This is a genomic window from Streptomyces sp. NBC_00483, from assembly GCF_036013745.1.
In the GTDB taxonomy this organism is placed as follows: Bacteria; Actinomycetota; Actinomycetes; order Streptomycetales; family Streptomycetaceae; genus Streptomyces.
In genome coordinates this window covers 7,187,848-7,206,968 of sequence record NZ_CP107880.1, presented here as the reverse complement: position 1 = coordinate 7,206,968, position 19,121 = coordinate 7,187,848, and the positions used below count along the sequence as shown (strand labels likewise).

General features: G+C 73.1%; 17 protein-coding genes. 8 read left to right on the top strand and 9 right to left on the bottom strand.

All coding sequences use genetic code 11. The features are described 5' to 3' along the window. Nucleotides 1–41 precede the first annotated feature (41 nt). Complete coding sequence (locus tag OHA73_RS32330; protein WP_267068833.1) at nucleotides 42–224, top strand: hypothetical protein; 183 nt, start codon at nucleotides 42–44, stop codon at nucleotides 222–224. Between the two features lie 7 nt (nucleotides 225–231). Here OHA73_RS32330 and OHA73_RS32325 read toward each other — a convergent pair whose 3' ends face one another. Together OHA73_RS32325 and OHA73_RS32320 are read right to left on the bottom strand one after the other, a co-directional pair. Beyond that, the gene (locus tag OHA73_RS32325; protein ID WP_327656783.1) at nucleotides 232–900 is read right to left on the bottom strand and encodes an ABC transporter; all 669 of its coding nucleotides are present in this window, start codon (nucleotides 898–900) and stop codon (nucleotides 232–234) included. Continuing rightward, a complete protein-coding gene (locus OHA73_RS32320) occupies nucleotides 897–1,733 on the bottom strand; it encodes an ATP-binding cassette domain-containing protein (protein ID WP_267068835.1) in 837 nt (278 codons plus the stop codon). Before OHA73_RS32320 ends, OHA73_RS32325 begins: the two co-directional genes overlap by 4 nt. Before the next feature lie 245 nt (nucleotides 1,734–1,978). Here OHA73_RS32320 and OHA73_RS32315 point away from each other — a divergent pair, with 245 nt between their 5' ends. The 5 genes from OHA73_RS32315 to OHA73_RS32295 all read left to right on the top strand — a co-directional run bounded on the left by OHA73_RS32315 (nucleotide 1,979) and on the right by OHA73_RS32295 (nucleotide 8,071). Continuing rightward, entirely contained in the window at nucleotides 1,979–2,704 is a 726-nt protein-coding gene (locus OHA73_RS32315) for a peptidyl-tRNA hydrolase (RefSeq protein WP_327656782.1), read from the top strand. A gap of 294 nt (nucleotides 2,705–2,998) precedes the next feature. Beyond that, on the top strand, nucleotides 2,999–4,306 hold the full coding sequence (locus tag OHA73_RS32310) for a multinuclear nonheme iron-dependent oxidase (protein ID WP_327656781.1): 1,308 nt from the start codon (nucleotides 2,999–3,001) through the stop codon (nucleotides 4,304–4,306). Between the two features lie 249 nt (nucleotides 4,307–4,555). Then, complete coding sequence (locus OHA73_RS32305; RefSeq protein ID WP_327656780.1) at nucleotides 4,556–5,434, top strand: DUF4142 domain-containing protein; 879 nt, start codon at nucleotides 4,556–4,558, stop codon at nucleotides 5,432–5,434. A gap of 62 nt (nucleotides 5,435–5,496) precedes the next feature. Next, on the top strand, nucleotides 5,497–6,288 hold the full coding sequence (locus OHA73_RS32300) for a TIGR04222 domain-containing membrane protein (protein WP_327656779.1): 792 nt from the start codon (nucleotides 5,497–5,499) through the stop codon (nucleotides 6,286–6,288). Nucleotides 6,289–6,472: 184 nt separating this feature from the next. Then, a complete protein-coding gene (locus OHA73_RS32295) occupies nucleotides 6,473–8,071 on the top strand; it encodes an alpha/beta hydrolase (protein WP_327656778.1) in 1,599 nt (532 codons plus the stop codon). 79 nt (nucleotides 8,072–8,150) lie between these two features. Here OHA73_RS32295 and hemQ read toward each other — a convergent pair whose 3' ends face one another. Further along, on the bottom strand, nucleotides 8,151–8,882 hold the full coding sequence (gene hemQ, locus OHA73_RS32290; protein WP_266715099.1) for a hydrogen peroxide-dependent heme synthase: 732 nt from the start codon (nucleotides 8,880–8,882) through the stop codon (nucleotides 8,151–8,153). Nucleotides 8,883–8,886: 4 nt separating this feature from the next. Continuing rightward, the gene (hemG, locus tag OHA73_RS32285; RefSeq protein ID WP_327656777.1) at nucleotides 8,887–10,380 is read right to left on the bottom strand and encodes a protoporphyrinogen oxidase; all 1,494 of its coding nucleotides are present in this window, start codon (nucleotides 10,378–10,380) and stop codon (nucleotides 8,887–8,889) included. Nucleotides 10,381–10,534: 154 nt separating this feature from the next. Between hemG and OHA73_RS32280 the strand changes: the two genes are divergently transcribed. Further along, a complete protein-coding gene (locus tag OHA73_RS32280) occupies nucleotides 10,535–11,476 on the top strand; it encodes a DUF4349 domain-containing protein (protein ID WP_327656776.1) in 942 nt (313 codons plus the stop codon). Between the two features lie 55 nt (nucleotides 11,477–11,531). Then, complete coding sequence (locus OHA73_RS32275) at nucleotides 11,532–12,917, top strand: FAD-dependent oxidoreductase (protein WP_327656775.1); 1,386 nt, start codon at nucleotides 11,532–11,534, stop codon at nucleotides 12,915–12,917. Between the two features lie 46 nt (nucleotides 12,918–12,963). Here the strand turns inward: OHA73_RS32275 and OHA73_RS32270 are convergent, their stop codons facing one another. From OHA73_RS32270 to hemE, 5 genes are all read right to left on the bottom strand, one after another. After that, the gene (locus tag OHA73_RS32270) at nucleotides 12,964–13,935 is read right to left on the bottom strand and encodes a LysR family transcriptional regulator (RefSeq protein ID WP_327656774.1); all 972 of its coding nucleotides are present in this window, start codon (nucleotides 13,933–13,935) and stop codon (nucleotides 12,964–12,966) included. A gap of 46 nt (nucleotides 13,936–13,981) precedes the next feature. Further along, nucleotides 13,982–15,199 (bottom strand): acyl-CoA dehydrogenase family protein, encoded by a 1,218-nt coding sequence (locus OHA73_RS32265; protein ID WP_327656773.1) that lies wholly within the window; start codon nucleotides 15,197–15,199, stop codon nucleotides 13,982–13,984. A 111-nt stretch (nucleotides 15,200–15,310) separates the two neighbouring features. Next, on the bottom strand, nucleotides 15,311–16,534 hold the full coding sequence (locus OHA73_RS32260) for a CaiB/BaiF CoA transferase family protein (RefSeq protein ID WP_267068841.1): 1,224 nt from the start codon (nucleotides 16,532–16,534) through the stop codon (nucleotides 15,311–15,313). Continuing rightward, the gene (locus OHA73_RS32255; protein ID WP_327656772.1) at nucleotides 16,531–17,895 is read right to left on the bottom strand and encodes an MFS transporter; all 1,365 of its coding nucleotides are present in this window, start codon (nucleotides 17,893–17,895) and stop codon (nucleotides 16,531–16,533) included. Before OHA73_RS32255 ends, OHA73_RS32260 begins: the two co-directional genes overlap by 4 nt. 135 nt (nucleotides 17,896–18,030) lie before the next feature. Then, nucleotides 18,031–19,119 (bottom strand): uroporphyrinogen decarboxylase, encoded by a 1,089-nt coding sequence (hemE, locus tag OHA73_RS32250; RefSeq protein ID WP_327656771.1) that lies wholly within the window; start codon nucleotides 19,117–19,119, stop codon nucleotides 18,031–18,033. Nucleotides 19,120–19,121 lie beyond the last annotated feature (2 nt).

Below are 19,121 nucleotides of genomic sequence, written 5' to 3'. Positions count from 1 at the left end.
CGCCCGCGCTGGCCGTACGCCCGTGTACGTACGCTGGAGCCATGAGCGACTACTGCGCCGGTGGCCCCGAGGAGCGCCCGGCACCCACTGCTGCGCCTGGCGAGCCGTTCGCCGAGTGCGTGCTGTGCCGGAAGCCGACGGAGTACCCGGAGTCGACGAAGGGCATCACGCTGTGCCCGGTCTGCGAGTGGCAGGAGGCGCAGCGCACGGCCTGCTCTGGCTAGCCGGGCCTCAGCGGCGGGAAGCGAGGGCGCAGGCCGCCGCCGCGCAGATCCCGGCCACGGCCACCGCCCCTGCGAGCGGCAGCAGCAGGACCGGCACCGCCCCGTCCTGCGACCCGGTCACCAGGGCACTGACCACCGACTTCGCCGGTGATCCTGGGGCGATCAGCGCGACGAGCGCGCACAGCACCAAGGTGGCCACGCCGAGCCCTGTGCCGCGCACCACGGGCCAGGTGGTGACGGCCCCGACGGCGACGCCGACGAGGGCGCACACCAGCACGGCGAGCAGCCCGGCCCCGGCGGCCGGCCACTTGGCCACGCGCACCAGGCGATCGGTGCTGACCCCGTCGCTGATCAGCGCCACGACCACGGTCGCCGCGACGCCGACGGCCAGCGTGGCGAGGAACGCGGCGGCCAGGCTCGCCGCGTGGGCGCGCCACGGCGCCGTCGCCGCAGCGGTGCAACTGCGGGCAGCGGGCGGCTCGTTGGTGACGCATATCCGCGCCAGCCAGGCCCCCACGGGGAGCAGGGCCGCTGCGGTGTACCCGAGGGAGTCGAGCACCGGCTGCCCCGCCTGCACGCCGACTGCGGCGAACGCGGCGTAGAGGACGACCGGCGCCAGCCAGCGCTGCGAGCGCAGCAGCAGGGCCGACTGGTAGGAGAGCAGGGCCGTGGTCATCCGTTGTTCTCCGTGGGCTCGGGCGTGCGGACGGCGACGATGTGCCAGGGCGGGTCGGCGGCGAGCAGCGTGCGCAGCACAGCGTCGGAGTGCGCGGCGTCCGTGGTGATCCGTACGGTGCGGGGGTCGAGGCGGACGTGGGTGTGCGGGTGCGACAGGGCGGGCTCGTGGCCCGCGGGCCCGGCGGCGTCGACGACCACGGTCGCCCCGCCGCCTCCCTCGCTCCGCAGCACGGCCCCCTCCTCGACCTCGTACGTCGCGTCGGCGGTGCCGGTCAGGCGGCGCGGGTCGTGGTCGACGAAGAGCACGGCGGCGCCGGCCCCGGCGCGTTCGGCGACGGCGTCGTCGAGCGTGTCGCGGGCGGCGGTGTCGAGGCCGGTCCAGGCCTCGTCGAGGACGAGCAGCTCCGGCTCCGCGAGCAGGGCCGCGGCCACCGCCACCTTCTGGCTGCTGCCCTTGGACAGCTCGGCGAGGGGTGACCCCGCGTAGGCACCGGCGCCGAACCGCTCCAGCCACTCCCCCGCCCGCCGCGCGGCCGTCGGGCGGCCGAGGCCGTGGATGCGGCCCATGTGCGTGAGGTAGGCGCGGGCGGTGAACGGCAGGGCGGGCGGGAAGCGTTCGGGGACGTAGGCGGTGCGCGGGCGGCCGATGACCCGGCCCTCGGTGGGCGCGTCGATCCCGGCGACCAGCCGCAACAGCGTGGACTTCCCCGTGCCGTTGGGCCCCCGCACCCGGAACACGGCCCCCTCGGGCACGTCCATGTCGACCCCGCGCAACACCCAGGGCCCACCAAGTCCATAGCGGCGACCCGCGCCGCGGAGCGTGACGTGCATGCGGTCATGTTCCCCTACACGTGCTGGGGCCCCGGCGGCGGCTGAGCCATTCAAGCCCGCTCTTCGGACGAGAGCCCGCGGGGCCCGGGGCGGAGCCCCGATCTTTTCAACCCCACCCCACCAAGCGACCCCGCCCATTCAAGCGGCCCCGGCAAATCAAGCCCGCCTTTCGTACGAGAGCCCGCGGGGTCCGGGGCAGAGCCCCGTGGCGTGGGGGTCGGCCGACCGCCTGGCAGACTGGACCGGTGACCAGTGATGCCCCCCGTACCGACACCCCCTCCCACCCCGAGCCCAGCGCACGCGAGTTCGTGCTGCCGCTCGTCGTACGTATCGAGCGGGCCGCGCCCCCGACGCGTACGGACGCCCTGGAGGCCGCGGCGCGCGCCGTGTTGGTGATCCTCTCGGACGAGCGCTCGGTCGGTGAAGGACCGTGGGCGCAGGCGATGCACGACTGGCAGGACGCCCGGATCCGCAAGGTGGTGCGGCGGGCGAGGGGCGCGGAGTGGCGGCGCGCGGAGGCCCTCGACGGGATCACGGTCACCACCGGGTCCGCGGAGGTACGGGTCTTCCCGCCGGTCCCCCTCGACGGCTGGCCCAAGGACCTGGCCCGCCTCCAGGTCTCCGGCACGGACCTCGACGACCCGGAGGCGCCGCCCGCCCCCGACTCCTCGGCCCCGGTCCTCTGGCTCAACCCCGACCTCGGCATGACCGCGGGCAAGACCATGGCGCAGGCCGGCCACGGGGCCCAACTCGCCTGGTGGGAGCTGTCCGACGCGGAGCGCAAGGAGTGGCGTGAGGCGGGCTTCCCGCTCTCCGTGCGGACCGCCGACCCGGCGCGCTGGCCCGCGCTGACCACGGGCGGACTGCCGGTCGTACGGGATGCCGGGTTCACGGAGATCCCGCCCAGCGACACCGTCGTGTCCGAGGGACCCCTCACGGGCGATCTCCTGCCCGGCCTCGCCCACCTCTGAGCCCCGGGCACGAATGGGCCCCGGGCACGTAAAAGACCCCGCCCGTCCGCACGGGGGATGACGGACGGCCGGGGCCACTCGGAAGGCTACCCCACTCCGCGGGAGGCCGGGCCGGGTCCCCGGTCCTCGCCGCGGCGGGCCGTTCCTGTGCCGCGCCGACGGCCACTTGAAGCTGCCCCGCCGGATGCCCATGGATGAAACCTCAAATGTTGCTCTGAACGTGGTCCCGAAGGGGTTCGCGCCGTGCCTTCGTGGTCAGGAGACCAGGAAGCAGGGCGGCGGAGGGGGAGTTCCATGGAGCTGGGTACCGGGATCGGCTGGCGGCCCGAGATCGCGGAGACGGTCGAGGCCATGCAGGGCATCGACTGGGTCGAGGCCGTCGCCGAGAATCTGTGTCCGGGGCATTTGCCGGACTCCCTGCGTCGGCTGCGCGAGCGCGGCGTCACCGTCGTCCCGCACGGCGTCTCGATCGGCCTCGGCGGGGCCGACCGTCCCGACGAGGGGCGGCTCGCCGACCTCGCCGCGTGCGCGGAGGCTCTCGGTTCGCCGCTGGTCAGCGAGCACATCGCGTTCGTACGTGCCGGGGGCGCGCGCACCGCTTCGCAGCCGCTGGAGGCGGGGCACCTGTTGCCCGTGCCGCGCACCCGCGACGCGCTCGACGTGCTGTGCGAGAACGTCCGGATCGCCCAGGACGCGCTGCCGGTACCCCTCGCGGTGGAGAACATCGCGGCACTGTTCGGCTGGCCGGGCGAGGAGCTGACGGAGGGGCAGTTCCTGTACGAGCTGGTGGAGCGGACCGGCGTACGGCTGCTCATCGACGTGGCCAATCTGCACACCAATCACGTCAACCGCGGCGAGGACCCGGCGAAGGCGCTGGCCGAGCTGCCGGTCGAGGCCATCGCGTACGTGCATGTCGCGGGCGGCTTCGAGCGGGACGGCGTCTGGCACGACAGCCACTCCCACCCCGTGCCGCCGGCCGTGCTCGACGTACTCGCCGAGCTGGCCTCGCGCGTGACCCCGCCGGGTGTACTGCTCGAGCGCGATGACAACTTCCCCGAGGACCTTGGGGAGTTGGGGCGCGAGGTGGAGGTCGTCCGGGAGACGGTCGCGGCCGGGTCCGGCCCCCGCGCGCAGGCCCCTGACGACCGGATGACCTCGCCCGCCGCCCCGCCCGTCGACGACGCCACGCGGCAGCGGCTCGCACTCGACCAGGCCGCCCTGCTGTCCGCGCTCGTCGCCGGCACTCCCGCCCCGGAGGGCTTCGACCGCGCGCGACTCGCCGTCCAGGCCCGGGCACTCGCGGGCAAGCGGGCCGACGTCGTCGCGAAGGTGGCACCCGAACTCCCCCTGATCCTCGGCGAATCCGCGTACCGGTCACTCTTCCTCGACTACGCCCGCCGGCAGCCAATGACGAACGGCTACCGTCGCGATGCCCTCGACTTCGCGGAGCAACTCCTGCTCACGCAACGGCTCCAAGAGCCCGCCACACGCCGCGAGTTGACCCACTGGTGGCTCGACCGCTCCGGCCCCAAGCCCTTGACCGGCCGCCCGGTAGCACGAGCCCTGAAGACCGCAGCTTTCGCACTGCGGCGGACCAAATAGAGCCCCTGCGGCGCAACCGAGCCATCCAAGTCCCGCGGCATGGCTGAACCATCCAAGCCCCGCGGCACGGTCGAGCCATTTGAGCCCCTACGGCGATTGAGTAGCGGGGTCCGGGGCAGAGCCCCGCGTCCGCAACCCCGGTGCGGCCCGCGGCGACCGCATACCTACCGCAGGTGACGTAAACCCGACCGATGCCCACCCCACCCGCCCGAGCCGGAGGCTAGCGTGCGTGCCGCACCAGGAGGCACCATGCGATTGTTCCCGCCCACCACCCCACCCGGCGCCACCGGCCACGGAATCCGCGTCAACGGCACCGCGCTCATCGTCACGGGACTCGTGGCGACGCTGGCCGCGCTCGTCTTCCCCCTGTGGTCGTACGCGGACCGCTCCGGCACCGGCCTCGACGAGCTCAACGCCCAGACCGTGTCCACCAGATTCGGGCCGCTGTCCGCCACCGACCGCCTCTTCATCACCAAGGTGCGGCTGGCCGGGCTGTGGGAGCTGCCCGCAGGACAGCAGGCCGAGGAGCGGGCGCCCAGCAAGGCGGTCGAGACGGCGGGCAAGCACCTCGTCGAGGGGCACACGTTCCTGGACGCCCGGGTGCGCGAGGTCGCGGCCCGGATGAACCTGGAACTTCCCAGCCAGCCGAACGCCCAACAGCAGGGCTGGTTACGGGAGTTGACTGCCGCGAGAGGCGAGGACTACGAGCAGAAGTTCGCCAACATCCTCCGCCGCGCCCACGGGCAGGTCTTCTCGCTGGTCGCCCAGGTACGCGCCTCGACGCGCAACGCGCTCGTGCGGGAACTCGCGGACGACGCCAACACCACCGTCCTCGACCACATCAAGGTGCTGGAGGCCACCGGCCTCGTCGACTTCGACGCGCTCGCCCGCGACGGCGCCACCGCGAGCCCGCCGCCCGCCACCCGCTCCCCCGCCCCACCGGGACCGACCCCCGCACCGGGCACCGCGACCCCGGTCTCACCGTCGCCCACCCCCTCGTTCTCCCTGCCGCCCGCCGCGTCCCGGCCGAAACCGGCCCCCGACGCACGCGAGAAGGACAACGACAAGAAGCCACCCAAGCCGAAGCCGAAGAAGACGAAACCGAAGCCGAACGTCACGACACGATGACCGGCTGTCCACATCGTGGGCGAGGCATGGCGGCATTCGCGCAACTGTCGTAGAAACTGCGCATGTTGTGGGTCCTGTTCCTCCTCGTCGCCTGCGTCGCCGCCGGAGTCTCCTGTGGGCGGCTGTGTCTCGCGGCCGTACGCGCCGCCGAGGGCGAACGCGCGACGGGCCGCGACACGTCCGTCGGCGTGCGCGCCGACGCGTACCAGGGGCGCGAGCTGTCCCTGTACGAGACCGCTTTCCTGTCGGGCGGCCCCGACCGGGTCGCCGAGGTGACGCTCGTGTCGATGGCTCGCAGCCGGCGCCTGCTGCTCGCGCACACCGGCTGGGCGACCGTCGTCGACCCGGTCGGCGAGGACCCGATGGAGCGTTCGGTGCTGCGCGCGATCGGGCCCGAGGGTCAGGCGCGGATCGCGCCGCTGCGGACGGCGGCCGCGGCCGGGGACGCGGTACGGGTGCTCGCGGAGCGGCTGGTCGCGGCCGGGCTCGCGGTGCCGGACCAGGAGCGGACAACGCTCGCGGGCGCGGTACGGCAGGTACGGCGGGCGACGGCCGCCGTGGTGCTGCTCGGCCTGCTCGCAACGCTGCTGCCGGACGAGAACGCGCGGCAAGAGGGGCCGGTGGCACTGTGGTTCGGGCTCCCGCTGCTGCTCACACTGAGCTGCCTCACCCTCGCCCGCATCGAGAGCCACCCGTACACGCGCTGGGCCTCACCGACCGGGCAGCGGCTGCTCGCGGGCCGGCCCCTGGGCGCCGGCAGCCTGCTCGCCGTCGCGGTGCGCGGGGTGCGGGCGGTCGACGACCCGCAGCTGCGCGCGGCGCTGACCGGCATGGGGCGACATACCACCGAGTGAGCCGCCACGCACGCCGATGAGGGCAGTTACCACGCATCAGGGTCATGGTTCCGACACCCACGACCTGGTCCTTTACTTCGTCAACTGCCGCCCCAAGGATCCCTTTTGTGCGCGAGTCGCACGGCCTCGCGAACCGCTTCGCCGCACGGGTTCGCGGGCCCCGACGAAGGGATACGTCCAAGCGATGCGAGCAGCCCCCGCCCTCTGCGCCACCGCGGGATCCTTGATCCTCTCGGCCCTGGTCACCGCCCCCGCGGGCGCCGCCGCGCCCACACCGCAGCCCGCCCCCGAGACGGCCGGCACCACGATCGCCGCGCTGCGCGCCGCGGACGCCGGGATCCGCTGGGGCGCCTGCCCCGAGGTCGAGGGTCTGCCGGATTCGGTCCGGTGCGGCACCGTCACCGTCCCGCTCGACTACGCGCACCCGATGGGCAAGAAGATCAAGCTGACCGTCAGCCGCGTGAAGGCGACCGGCAAGAACACGACCGGTAAGAACAAGGGCCGCAAGGTCGCCCGGCAGGGCCCGCTCGTCTTCAACCCCGGCGGCCCCGGCGGCAACGGCATGTACTTCCCGGTGGCCGGAACGCAGCCGGAGTGGCGGCCCATCGCCGCCGCGTACGACCTGGTCGGATACGCCCCGCGCGGCGTGGGCCGGTCGGCGCCGCTGTCCTGCGAGGACCCGAAGAAGAGCCGGAAGGGCCCGACGCAGTCGCCGACCCACCCCTCGGCCGCGTACAAGAAGAAGCGCGTCGCGCAGGCGAAGGCGTACGCGCGCGGGTGCGCCGGGCGGAACCCGGACATCGAGCACTTCAATACGCTCAACAACGCCCGTGACCTGGATGTGCTGCGGGCCGCGCTCGGCGAGAAGAAGCTGACGTTCATCGGCGCCTCGTACGGCACGTACCTGGGTGCCGTGTACGCGGAGCTGTTCCCCTCGCACGTGCGGCGGATGGTCTTCGACTCGGCGGTCGACCCGTCCCCCGACGGGATCTGGTACGCCAACAACCTCGAACAGTCGGCCGCCTTCGAGCGCCGCTGGACCGACTTCAAGGCGTGGGTCGCCCGCCACGACAAGGCGTACCACCTGGGCAGGACGCCCGGGAAGGTGCAGGCCGCGTACGAGAAGGTGAGCGCGGAAGTGTCCCACAAGCCGGCCGGGGGCAAGGTCGGGCCGGCCCAGTTGCAGTCCGCGTTCCTGCAGGCCGGGTACTACGACGACTACTGGCCGCTGCGGGCCTACGCGCTCTCCGCCTACGTGAAGGGCGACCCGAAGCCGCTCGTCGACCAGGCCGCCCCGATCAAGGAGTCGGCCAAGGAGGACGAGAACAGCAACGCCGTCTACACGGCCGTCCAGTGCAACGACGCGTCCTGGCCGACGGACTTCCGCACCTGGGACCGCGACAACTCGGCCCTCGCGAAGCGCGCCCCGTTCGAGACGTGGGACAACGCGTGGATGAACCTGCCGTGCGCCTACTGGTCCACTCCCCGGCAGCAGCCGCTCGACGTGCGCACCGCCCCGGGCGAACTCCCGCCGACGCTGATCCTCGCGGCCGAACGGGACGCGGCGACGCCGTACAAGGGCGCGCAGGAACTCAACCGCCGCCTCGCGGGTTCGTCCCTGGTGACCGAACGCAAGGCGGGCACGCACGGGATCGGGGCGGGCCCGAACCAGTGCGTCAACGGTCGCCTGAACGCGTATCTCCTCCGCGGAGAGCTGCCGGAGAATGGTGCGGCCTCGTGCGCGCCGCACAAGGAGCCCAAGCCCTTGGGCTCAAGCCGCTAAGTTCAAGCCCCTCCGGGGTCGGGGTCCCGGGGCTCTGCCCCGGACCCCGCTGCTCAATCGCCGCAGGGGCTTGATCGACTTACGCGAGCCCCGCCACCAACTCCGAAACCGACTTGCGGCGCCCCGTGAAGAACGGAACTTCCTCACGGACGTGACGCCGCGCCTCGGACGCGCGCAGCAACCGCATCAGGTCCACGATCCGGTACAGCTCGTCCGCCTCGAACGCGAGGATCCACTCGTAGTCGCCGAGCGAGAAGGACGCGACCGTGTTGGCCCGCACGTCCGGGTAGCCGCGCGCCATCTTGCCGTGGTCGGCGAGCATCTTGCGGCGCTCGTCGTCGGGCAGCAGGTACCAGTCGTAGGAGCGCACGAACGGGTACACCGAGATGTAGTCGCGCGGCGTCTCGTCGGCGAGGAACGCCGGGATGTGCGAGCGGTTGAACTCGGCGGGGCGGTGCAGCGCCATGTTCGACCACACCGGGTCGAGCGCGCGGCCCAGCTTCGTGCGACGGAAGAGGTTGTACGCCTCCTGGAGCTGGTCGGCCGTCTCCGCGTGCCACCAGATCATGAGGTCGGCGTCGGCGCGCAGTCCGGACACGTCGTACGTGCCGCGGATCGTCACGTCCTTCGCGGCGAGCTGGTCGAACAGCTCCTGGACCTCGTCCGCGTACCCGGAACGGTCCTCGGGGAGCACGTCCTTCAGCTTGAAGACGGACCAGAGGGTGTAGCGGATGACCTCGTTGAGGTCCTTGGCCAGCTTGCCCTTGTTCGGAACGCGGGCGGCCTCGGGGGTGGTGGCGTCGTCACTCATGTCCTCATTCTCCCGCTCCGCCGTGCATGCTCTGCACCGGGTCGGCCTTCAGCTCGTCGAGGGCCGTGGTGTCGCCACCGAGGATGTCCACGGCCGCGTACGCGCTGGCGATGCACGCCGGGATGCCGACGCCGTCGTACGCGGCTCCGCACACGGCGAGGCCGGGCACGGCGGCGATGCGCTCGCGGATCCGGTCGACGCGGGCGGCGTGCCCGACGGGGTACTGGGGCAGACCGTCCTTCCACCGCGTGACGTGCGCGGCGACCGGGGCGGCGTTGAGGCCGGTGGCCTCGCGCAGGTCCTGGCGGGAGAGGTCGACGAGGTCGTTGTCGTCGCGGGCGAGGTCCTTCTCGTCGCCGTAGCGGCCGACCGAGGTGCGCACGACGAGCAGGTCGGGGTTCTGCTCGGCGATCCAACCCCACTTGCGGGAGGCGAAGGTGGCGGCCTTGATGGTGTGGCCGTCGACCGGCGGGACGAGGAAGCCGCTGCCCTCCGGAACGTCCGCCTCCGCCTTCCGGAACGCCATCGTGATCAGGGCCATGGAGGCGTACTCGATGCGGCGCAGCTCCTGGGACGCCATCGGGGACGCCGTGCGCAGCAGGCTCGCGGCGGCGGGGGCCGGGAGCGCGACGATCACCTGGTCCGCCTCGAAGGTGCGGCCGGACTCGGTGCGGAGCTGCCACTGTCCGTCGCGGGTCGTGAGGGTGGTGGCGCGCTCGCCGAGCAGAATCTCGCCGCCCTTGGCGCGCACCGCGTCGGCGACCGCCCCCGGCAACGTACCGATGCCGCCTTCGATGCCCATGAACACGGGCCCGGTCTGCTGGTTGGCCGCGGCGCGCTCCTGGATGGCGCGGACGGCCTCCGTGAGCGAGACGTGGCGCGCCGCCTCCTCGAACAGCTGCGGCACGGCGCTGCGCATCGAGATCAGGTCGGCGTCGCCCGCGTAGACGCCGCCGAGCAGCGGTTCGACGAGCCGGTCGACGACCTCGCGGCCCAGGCGTGCGGCGACGTACCTGCCGACGGAGACGTCCTCGCCGAGGTGGGTGGGCGGCAGGTGGTCGTCGCGGCGGATGCGGCGCAGGCCCTCGTCGGAGAGGACTCCCTCGAGCGCCTCCGCGGTGCCGGGCACGCCCATGACGTGGCCCTTGGGCATCGGGCGCAGGGCGCCGCGGGTCCAGATGGAGGCGGTGGCCGTGCTGGGCGGCTGCAAGCGGTCGCCGAGGCCCACTTCGCGGGCGAGGCCGACCGCTTCGGGGCGGCGGGCCAGCATCGACTCGGCGCCGAGGTCGACGCGCGCGCCGGCGATCTCGCCGGTGTGCAGCTTGCCGCCGAGCCGTTCGTCGGCCTCCAGGACGGTCACGTGTACCGGCCCGCCCCGCTCGCTCCCGTCGAGCAGTCGGTGGGCGGCCGCGAGGCCGGCAATTCCGCCGCCGATGACGAGGACTTTCCTGCCCCGCCTGCCCCGACCCGTCTTCGTCACAGTGTCCGCTTCACGCATGCCCCCCACTTTGTCAGAACGTCAGCTCCAGATTGACGCGCGCGGCCGTGTCCCGACCGTGACCGCTTCGGGACCGGTCGGCAACCACCGTTCGGGGGACTCGCGCGTCGAAGGGGACGTCCGATGACCGTCACGTCCCTCGGGGGGTACGTCCATGCACCTTTCCAGTACGCCGACACGCACCAGGCCACGACCGCTGGCGCTGCTCGCCGCGACACTGTTCGCGGTGGCGCTCGCGCTGACGGGCTGCTCGGGGGCGGGCGGCGACGCGGGCGGCAGCGACGCCGACGACAAGGCCGCCGGGCAGGCAGGCCCGGGCAACAGTGGTGCGGGCGGCAAGGCCGACTCCAGCGACCAACAGGCAAAGAAGCCACCGAAGCTGACCGGTGTGCACATCATCCGCACCGCGCACCTCTCCGTGCGCGTCAAGGACGTCCCGGACGCGCTCGACAGGGCCCGCACCGCCGCCGAGGACGCGGGCGGGCTGGTCGGCGACGAGACGACCGACCGGGACGGCCACGGCCACGAGCGCTCCCGCGTGACACTGCGCGTACCGCAGGAGTCGTACGAGGACGTGCTCGACCAACTCGCGGGCAGCGGGCGCCTGTTGGAGCGAAACGTGACGGCGAAGGACGTCACGGACCAGGTCGTGGACGCCGAGAGCCGGATCAAGTCGCAGCGGGCGAGCGTGGCGCGGGTGCGGGAACTCATGGACCGGGCGGAGAAGTTGAGCGACGTGGTGACCCTGGAGGGCGAGCTGGGCACGCGCCAGTCGGAGCTGGAGGCGCTGCTCGCGCAGCAGGACTCCCTCAAGGACCGCACCAGCCTCGCGACGATCACCCTGCGCCTGACCGAGACACCTCCGGCCACACCGGCGGCGGACGACGACCCCGACCTCCTCGACGCCCTGTCGGGCGGCTGGGACGCCTTCACCACGACCCTGAAATGGATCGGCATCGCCCTGGCAGCAGTCCTCCCGTTCGCGGCACTGCTGGCGTTGGTCGCTTTCCTGTTCGCGCGCTTCTTCCGCTCCCGCAACCAGACATCCGCCAAATCAAGCCCCGCCGGAGCCCCTTCCAGCCCCGCCGGCGATTGAGGCGCGGGGTCCGGGGCAGCGCCCCGCGACCGCAACCCCGGGTTAGCGTAAAGAAATGAGCACCGACACCGCGCGCGAGCGCCTCGTGGTCATCGGCGGCGACGCCACCGGCATGTCCGCCGCGTCGCAGGCCCGCCGCCTCAAGGGCCCGGACGAACTGGAGATCGTGGCCTTCGAGCGGGGCCACTTCACGTCGTACTCGGCATGCGGCATCCCGTACTGGGTGGGCGGACAGGTCGCCGAGCGCGACGAGTTGATCGCCCGGACACCCGAGGAGCACCGGGCGCGGGACATCGACCTGCGCACGCGGACGGAGGTCACGGAGATCGACGTGGCGGGGCGCCGCGTACGTTCCCGTGAACTCGACGGCGGGGCCGAGTCCTGGACCTCGTACGACAAGCTCGTGATCGCCACCGGCGCCCGGCCCGTCCGCCCCGAACTGCCCGGCATCGACGCGCCCGGCGTGCACGGCGTGCAGACGCTCGACGACGGTCAGGCGCTGCTCGACACGCTGCGGGCGACCGAGGGCCGGCATGCCGTGGTCGTGGGCGCCGGGTACATCGGCGTGGAGATGGCGGAGGCGCTGATCCACCGCGGGTACGAGGTGACGGTGGTGAACCGCGGCGCCGAGCCGATGTCGACGCTCGACGCGGACATGGGCCGGCTCGTGCACGAGGCGATGACCGGCATGGGCATCACCATGGTCGACGACGCCGAGGTGACGAAGATCCTCACGGGGGACGACGGGCGGGCCCGCGCGGTGGTCACGGACGACGCCGAGTACCCGGCGGACGTGGTGGTGCTGGGGATCGGCGTGCGCCCGGAGACGACCCTCGCGCAGGAAGCCGGGCTGCCGCTCGGGGCGCACGGCGGGCTGCTCACGGACCGGGCGATGCGGGTGCGCGGCCACGAGAACATCTGGTCGGGCGGCGACTGCGTCGAGGTGCTGGACCTGGTGTCGGGAAGCGAGCGGCACATCGCGCTCGGCACCCACGCCAACAAGCACGGCCAGGTCATCGGCTCGAACGTCGGCGGGGACTACGCGACGTTCCCCGGCGTCGTCGGGACGGCCGTCAGCAAGGTGTGCGACCTGGAGATCGCCCGTACGGGCCTGCGCGAGAAGGACGCTCGACGTGCGGGATTGCAGTACGTGACCGTCACCATCGAGTCGACCAGCAGGGCGGGTTACTACCCCGGCGCGGCGCTGATGACGGTGAAGATGCTGGCCGAGCGGCGCACGGGCCGGCTGCTCGGCGTGCAGATCGTGGGCCGCGAGGGCGCGGCGAAGCGGGTCGACGTGGCGGCGGTCGCGCTGACGGCGGGCATGACGGTGGAGCAGATGACGGCGCTCGACCTGGGCTACGCGCCGCCGTTCTCTCCGGTGTGGGACCCGGTGCTGGTGGCGGCGCGGAAGGCGGTGGCGGCGGTCCGAGCGGGCTGACACCGGCTCGAAGCACCGCCTCAGCGCGCGGTGTCGGCGCGACGCCTCAAAGCGCCGCCTCCCGCGCCGCGGCCACCGCGTCCACCAGCCCGAGCCCGGACTCCCTCCCCGCCTCGATGGCGTCGAACCAGGCCAGCAGCGCCGACCGGACGTCGGCCACGAACTGCTGTGCCGCGGGGGCGAGTTCACCGGCGCGGTGCACGACGCCGAACGGCGACTCGATGAGCGGGTCGGTCTCGACGACCTCGGCCCCCGCGTCGAGCGCCGCCGCGCACATCCGCAGCGGCAGGAACGCCTGGAACCCGGACCTGAGCACGAAGGCGAGCTGGGCGCTGCGGCTGGGCACGGTCGCGCCGGTCGTCGGGTCGACGCCGTGCGCGGCCAGCGCCGCCTGCACGGCGTCCTCCTCGTTGCGGGTGACCTGGCGGCGGGCGAGCGGCAGGTCACCGATCCCGGCGAGGGGGACGCGCCGCTCGCCCGTCGCGGGGGCGCCGAGTCCCGGTGGGCGTACCAACAGCAGCCGCTGCACGCCCAGTTCGATGAAGTCGAGGTCGCCGCGGAGTTCGTCGGGGGCGAGCGTGAAGCCCAGTTCGGCGCGCCCGTCGGCGACCGCCGCCACGAGTTCGTGCCGGGAGCCGACCTCGCTGATGTCGAGCCGGACCGCCGGGTACGCGCGCGTGAACCCGCCGGCCCAGGACGCCACCGCCTCCCCGGACATGTCGGGCGTGCACATCACCGTGAGCACGCCCCCGCCGACCTCGCGGGCGCTGCGCATCGCGTCCTGGACGGCGACCACGTCGTCGAGCACCCGCCGGGCCAGCGGCACCAGCTGTCGGCCCGCCGAGGTCGGCACGAGGCGGCGCGCGGTGCGGTGGAACAGCTCGACCTTCAGCTCGCGCTCCAGGGCCTTGATGGACCCGGAGACGGTGGGCTGCGACAGGTACAGGCGCTCGGCGGCGCGCCCGAGTCCGCCGTGGTCCACCACGGCCAGAAACTGCTCCAGCTGTCTCAGCTCCACCGCGACTCCCGTGCCTCGTCGAACGGACCCGGGTGATGACCAGGCCTTACGCGCCCGCGGCCGGTCCGCGGGTGACACGGTAAGTGTCGGGCAGCGTCCCGTCCACGCCGACCTGCCTGCTCACGGCGCGGCCGAGGTTGCGCTCGTGCACCGGCGAGGATCCCTCGTAGATCCGCAGTGCCCGTACGTCGCGCCACATGCGCGGTACGGGGTGGTCGCCGACGATGCCCTCGCCGCCGAGGAGCTGGACGCAGCGGTCCGCGACGCGGCTCGCCATCTCGGAGGCGAACAGCTTGGCGGCGGCGATGCGGTGGCGCGGCACGGTGCCGGAGTCGAAGGCGCGGGCGGCCTCCATGGTGAGCGCGCGGGCGGCCTCCAGGTCGGCGAAGCAGCGGCCGAGGTCGGCCTGGACGGCGCCGAGGTCGGCGAGGGGCGCCCCGAACTGTTTCCGGCCCGACAGGTGCCGTGAGGTCTCCTCCAGCATCCGGGTGGCCTGTCCGACGCAGGTGGCGGCGACGTGCAGCCGGGCGTGGTTGATGCCGCGCAGTGCGGCCTTGAACCCGGCGCCGAGTTCGCCGCCGAGCAGCGCGGAGTCGGCGACCCGCGCCCCGGCGAGGTCGATCTCGGCGACCGGCGCCTCCGCGTGCCCGTTCATGCGGGTGGGCAGCCGGGTCGTGACGCCTTCGGTGTCGCGCGGCACGAGGAACGCGGAGACGCCCGCGGCGCCGTCTTCCGGCTCCCCCGTGCGCGCGAACACGACCAGCTCGTCGGCCCAGTGGGCGTTGGTGATGTACCGCTTGTGCCCGTCGATGACCCAGCCGCCGTCGACCCGGCGCGCGGTGGTGGTGAGCGAACCGGCGTCGGACCCGGCACCGGGTTCGGTGAGCGCGAATGCCGTGACGTGCTCCCCCGCCGCCATCTTCGGCAGCATGGTCTCGCGCTGCTCGTCGGTGCCGTGGTCGAGGATCGCCTGCGAACACAGCCCGATGACGGTGGAGAACCGCGACCGGTACACGCACGACGCGCGGGTGAACTCCATTGTCAGCTGGACCTGTTGGCTCATGGACCACTCGAGCCCGCCGAGCCGCCGCGGTATCGACACACCGAACAGCCCGTTGTTCGCGAGCGCCTCCACCACACGCTCGGGGACCTCCCCCGCTTCCACCATCTCCGGCTCGGCGGGAATGAGAACGTCATCGGTGAGGGCGGCCACGCGGGCCAGATACGCATCGAAGCCGAGCTCGAAGACGTCGGGGTCGATCATGCGGATTCCTCCTAGGGGGTGGTGGTGCCGGGGTGCCCGTCCCGACTTGGGCAATCTGCCGCCTTGGGCGGCAGGGTGGGCAAGGCGGCGCACGGTGCCGCGCAATGACGACTAAGGGGTCCGGCCGCGCATGGGCGGGCCGGCGGGCGCGAGGTCCGCCGCCGCGACGGTGCCGCCGTCGACCAGAGCGCGGATCTCCGCCTCGCCCCGGCCGAGTTCCGCCAGGATGCGCACCGTGTGCTCACCGACCCGCGGCGCGGACAAGGTGCTCGCGGGGCGCCGACCGCCCAGCGAGAAGGCGGTGGTGGGGGCGGTGCGTCCGCCCTCCGGGTCGGCGCAGTCCGCGACGATCCCGGACGCCAGCAGGTCGGCGTCGTCGACGATCTCGTCGAACCGGCGCACGGCCCCGCACACGATGCCCGCCGAGCGCAGCCGTTCCAGCGCGGTCCCCCGGTCGAGCCGCCCCAGCGTGTCGTGCAGGACGTCGAGCAGCGCCGGGCGGTGGGCCACCCGTTCCGGGTTGGACGCGAACCGGGGGTCACCGGCCAGCTCAGGACGCCCGATCACCTCGCACAGCGCCGCGAACTTCTCCTTCGTATAGGCGGAGAGGACCAGCGCCCCGCCGTCCCGGGTCCGCACCAGGTCCGCGGCGGGCGCCGCCAGCGCCTGCCCGTTGCCGCGCCGCCGCGGGACGTTGCCGCTCAGCTCGTGCTCGGCCCAGGTGGACGCCTGGGCGTGCACGACGGCCTCCATGAGCGAGGTCTCGACGACATCGCCGCGCCCCGTGGTCGCCCGCTGGAGCAGCGCGGCGAGCACCCCGGACGTCAGCGCCTGCGCCGCCAGCACGTCCGCCACCGCGAAGCCCACCCGCTGCGGGTCCCCGTCCGCCGACCCGGTGAGGTCCATGACGGCGAACTCGGCCTGCGCCGCGATGTCGAGGCCGACCCGGTATGCCGAGGGGCCCCGCGTGCCGAACCCGGTGACGAAGCCGTAGACGAGGCGCGGGTGGCGGGCGAGCAGGACGTCCGGGCCGAGGCCGAGGCGTTCGCTGACGCCGTGCCGGAAGTTGTGCAGCAGCACGTCGGCCGACGCGAGCAGTTCGCGGACCACGGCCTCGCCCTCGGGCGCGCGCAGGTCGACGGCGATGCTGCGCTTGCCGCGGTTGTTGGCGCGGACCATCGCGGTGCCGAAGGGGCCGATGCCGCGGGCCTGGTCGCCGGAGAGGGGTTCCACCTTGATGACGTCGGCGCCGAGGTCGGCGAGGTTCTGCCCGGCTCCGGGCGCGGCGATGTACTGCCCGAAGTCGAGGACGCGCAGCCCTGCGAGAGCGTTCATCGGGCCACCTCCACGGACGCGGCGCGGCGCTTCGCGGTCTCGGCGAGCAGCGCCTCCCGCGAGCGCGCCGGGTTCAGCAGCAGCCCGCCCGCGACGGCGAAGACGCAGATGGTGATGCCGACGACGAGGAACCCGTCGGCGTACCCCTGCGAGACGGTGTCCGCGGCGTCCACGATGACGCCGAGCAGCCACGGCGCGACGATCCCCGCGACGCTGTACGCGGCGATGATGCAGCCGAAGAAGCCGGGCCGGTGCCTGCGGGGCAGGAAGTCGGCGGCGCCCGCGAAGGCGACCGAGAACGCCACGCTGTTGATGGAGAACGCGGCGACCACCAGGGCCAGTTGGAGCCCGCCCGGCGGCACCTGCGTGAAGGCGATCATGGCGACGCCCGCGAAGCAGAGATAGCCCATCGTCAGGAATCCGCGCGCGGCCCGCGCCGAGCGCCCGGCCTTCAGCATCCGCCCCGAGATCAGCCCGGCGGTGAGCAGCACGACGATCGCGAGCCCGTACGGGAGCGTGGCGAGGAGCCCGACGGTGCCGCGCGAGTAGCCCATTCCGTCGTGCAGGAACGAGGGCAGCCAGGACACCTTGAGCGAGGAGATGAGGTATCCGGCGAAGGAGAGCAGGGCGAGTCCCCAGAAGCTGCCGGTGCGCAGGAGCGAGGTCAGCGGTACGTCGATGTCACCGTTGGGGTCGGCCTCCGCCGCCGTGGGCGCCGCAGGACGCGGCCCCATCCCCGGCTCCCGCCGCGTCACGACCAGCCATACGACCGCCCACACCGCCCCGGTGGCGACGAGCACGATGAACGCCGCGTGCCAGGTCCAGGTGACGATGACCCACGTGAGCAGCGGCGTGGCCACCAGTGGCCCGACCGACGAACCGGCGTTGACGATCGCGCCCGCGAACGCCCGCCGCTCGGAAGGGAATCGGTCCGCCACGACGGACTGGCACAGCGCGTGGGCGGGGCCCTCGAAGAAGCCGAGCACCATCCGCGACGCGATCACCACGCCCACCGTGGTGGGCACGGTCAGCGGCGCCATGCTCGCCACCCACGCGATCATCAGAGCGGCCGCGGACCAGCGCCAGCCGATCCGCCGGAAGAACAGCGCGAGGACGACCGCGCCCGCCGCGAACAGCCAGAAGAAGGCGCTCGACATCAGGCCGTACTGGGCGGCGGTGAGCCCGAGGTCCTTCTCCAGGTCGGGCGCGGCGAGCCCGATGGCCGCCTTGTCGGCGAAGTTCAGGGTGAAGAAGGCCAGCAGCAGGCCGATGATCCACCAGTCCGTCGACGACACCCCTCGACGGAACCCCGGCTCCTTCGCCGTCCCGGCCGCCGCCTGCGACGCTGCATGCGCGGTCACGTCCACCTCCACGGTCCCGCGCCACCGGATGGGGTGGCGCACCGCACAGGCAATCGGAGGTGGCGGGCGCGAACAATGGCCGTTCTCCGCAGGGGCCCTTCGGCAATTCCGAAGGGACCCCGGCGGCGGCGCGAACTACTTGGCGGTCTGCGTGTGCACGTACTCGACGAGCCGGGTCAGCGAGTCCGGGTCGGTGTTCGGCGGCACGCCGTGGCCGAGGTTGAACACGTGGCCCTCCAGGCCCGCAGCGGCGTCGAGGACCTCGCTGGCCCTGGTCTCGACGGCCTCGGGCGTGGAGAACAGGATGGCCGGGTCGAAGTTGCCCTGGAGCGCCTTGCCGGGGCCGACGCGGCGCGCGGCCTCGTCGAGCGGGACGCGCCAGTCGACACCGACGACATCCGCACCGGCCTCGCCCATGAGCCCGAGCAGCTCGCCCGTGCCGACACCGAAGTGGATCCGGGGCACCCCGTACTCCGCGACGGACTGGAAGACCTTCGCCGATGCGGGCATGACGGAGCGCCGGTAGTCGGCGGGCGCGAGCGCCCCCACCCAGGAGTCGAACAGCTGGACGGCGCTGGCGCCGGCCTCGATCTGCACCTTGAGGAACGCGGAGGTGATCTCGGCGAGCCGGTCGACCAGGTCGGCCCAGAGCTGCGGGTCGCCGTACATGAGCGCCTTGGTGTGCTCGTGGTTGCGGGACGGGCCGCCCTCCACGAGGTAGCTGGCGAGCGTGAACGGGGCGCCCGCGAAGCCGATCAGCGGCTTCTCGCCGAGCTCGGCGGTGAGCAGCCCGATGGCCTCCGTGACGTACCAGACGTCCTCGGGGGTGAGGTCCCGCAGCCGGGCCAGGTCGGCGCGCGTGCGGATCGGGTCGGCGATGACCGGGCCGACACCGGGCTTGATGTCGAGGTCGATGCCGATGGCCTTGAGGGGCACGACGATGTCGCTGAAGTAGATCGCCGCGTCGACGCCGTGCCGGCGCACCGGCTGCATCGTGATCTCGGCGACCAGGTCGGGGCGCATGCAGGAGTCCAGCATCGCGATGCCCTCGCGCACCTTGTGGTACTCCGGCAGCGAGCGGCCGGCCTGGCGCATGAACCACACCGGCGTGTGCGGCACGGGCTCGCGCCTGCACGCCTTGAGGAAGGCTGAGTTCCTGGTCGCCTTCGTGGCTTCGTACGTCGCTGACGGCTGCTGGCCCGTGGCCTCGGTGTTGGCACTCACAC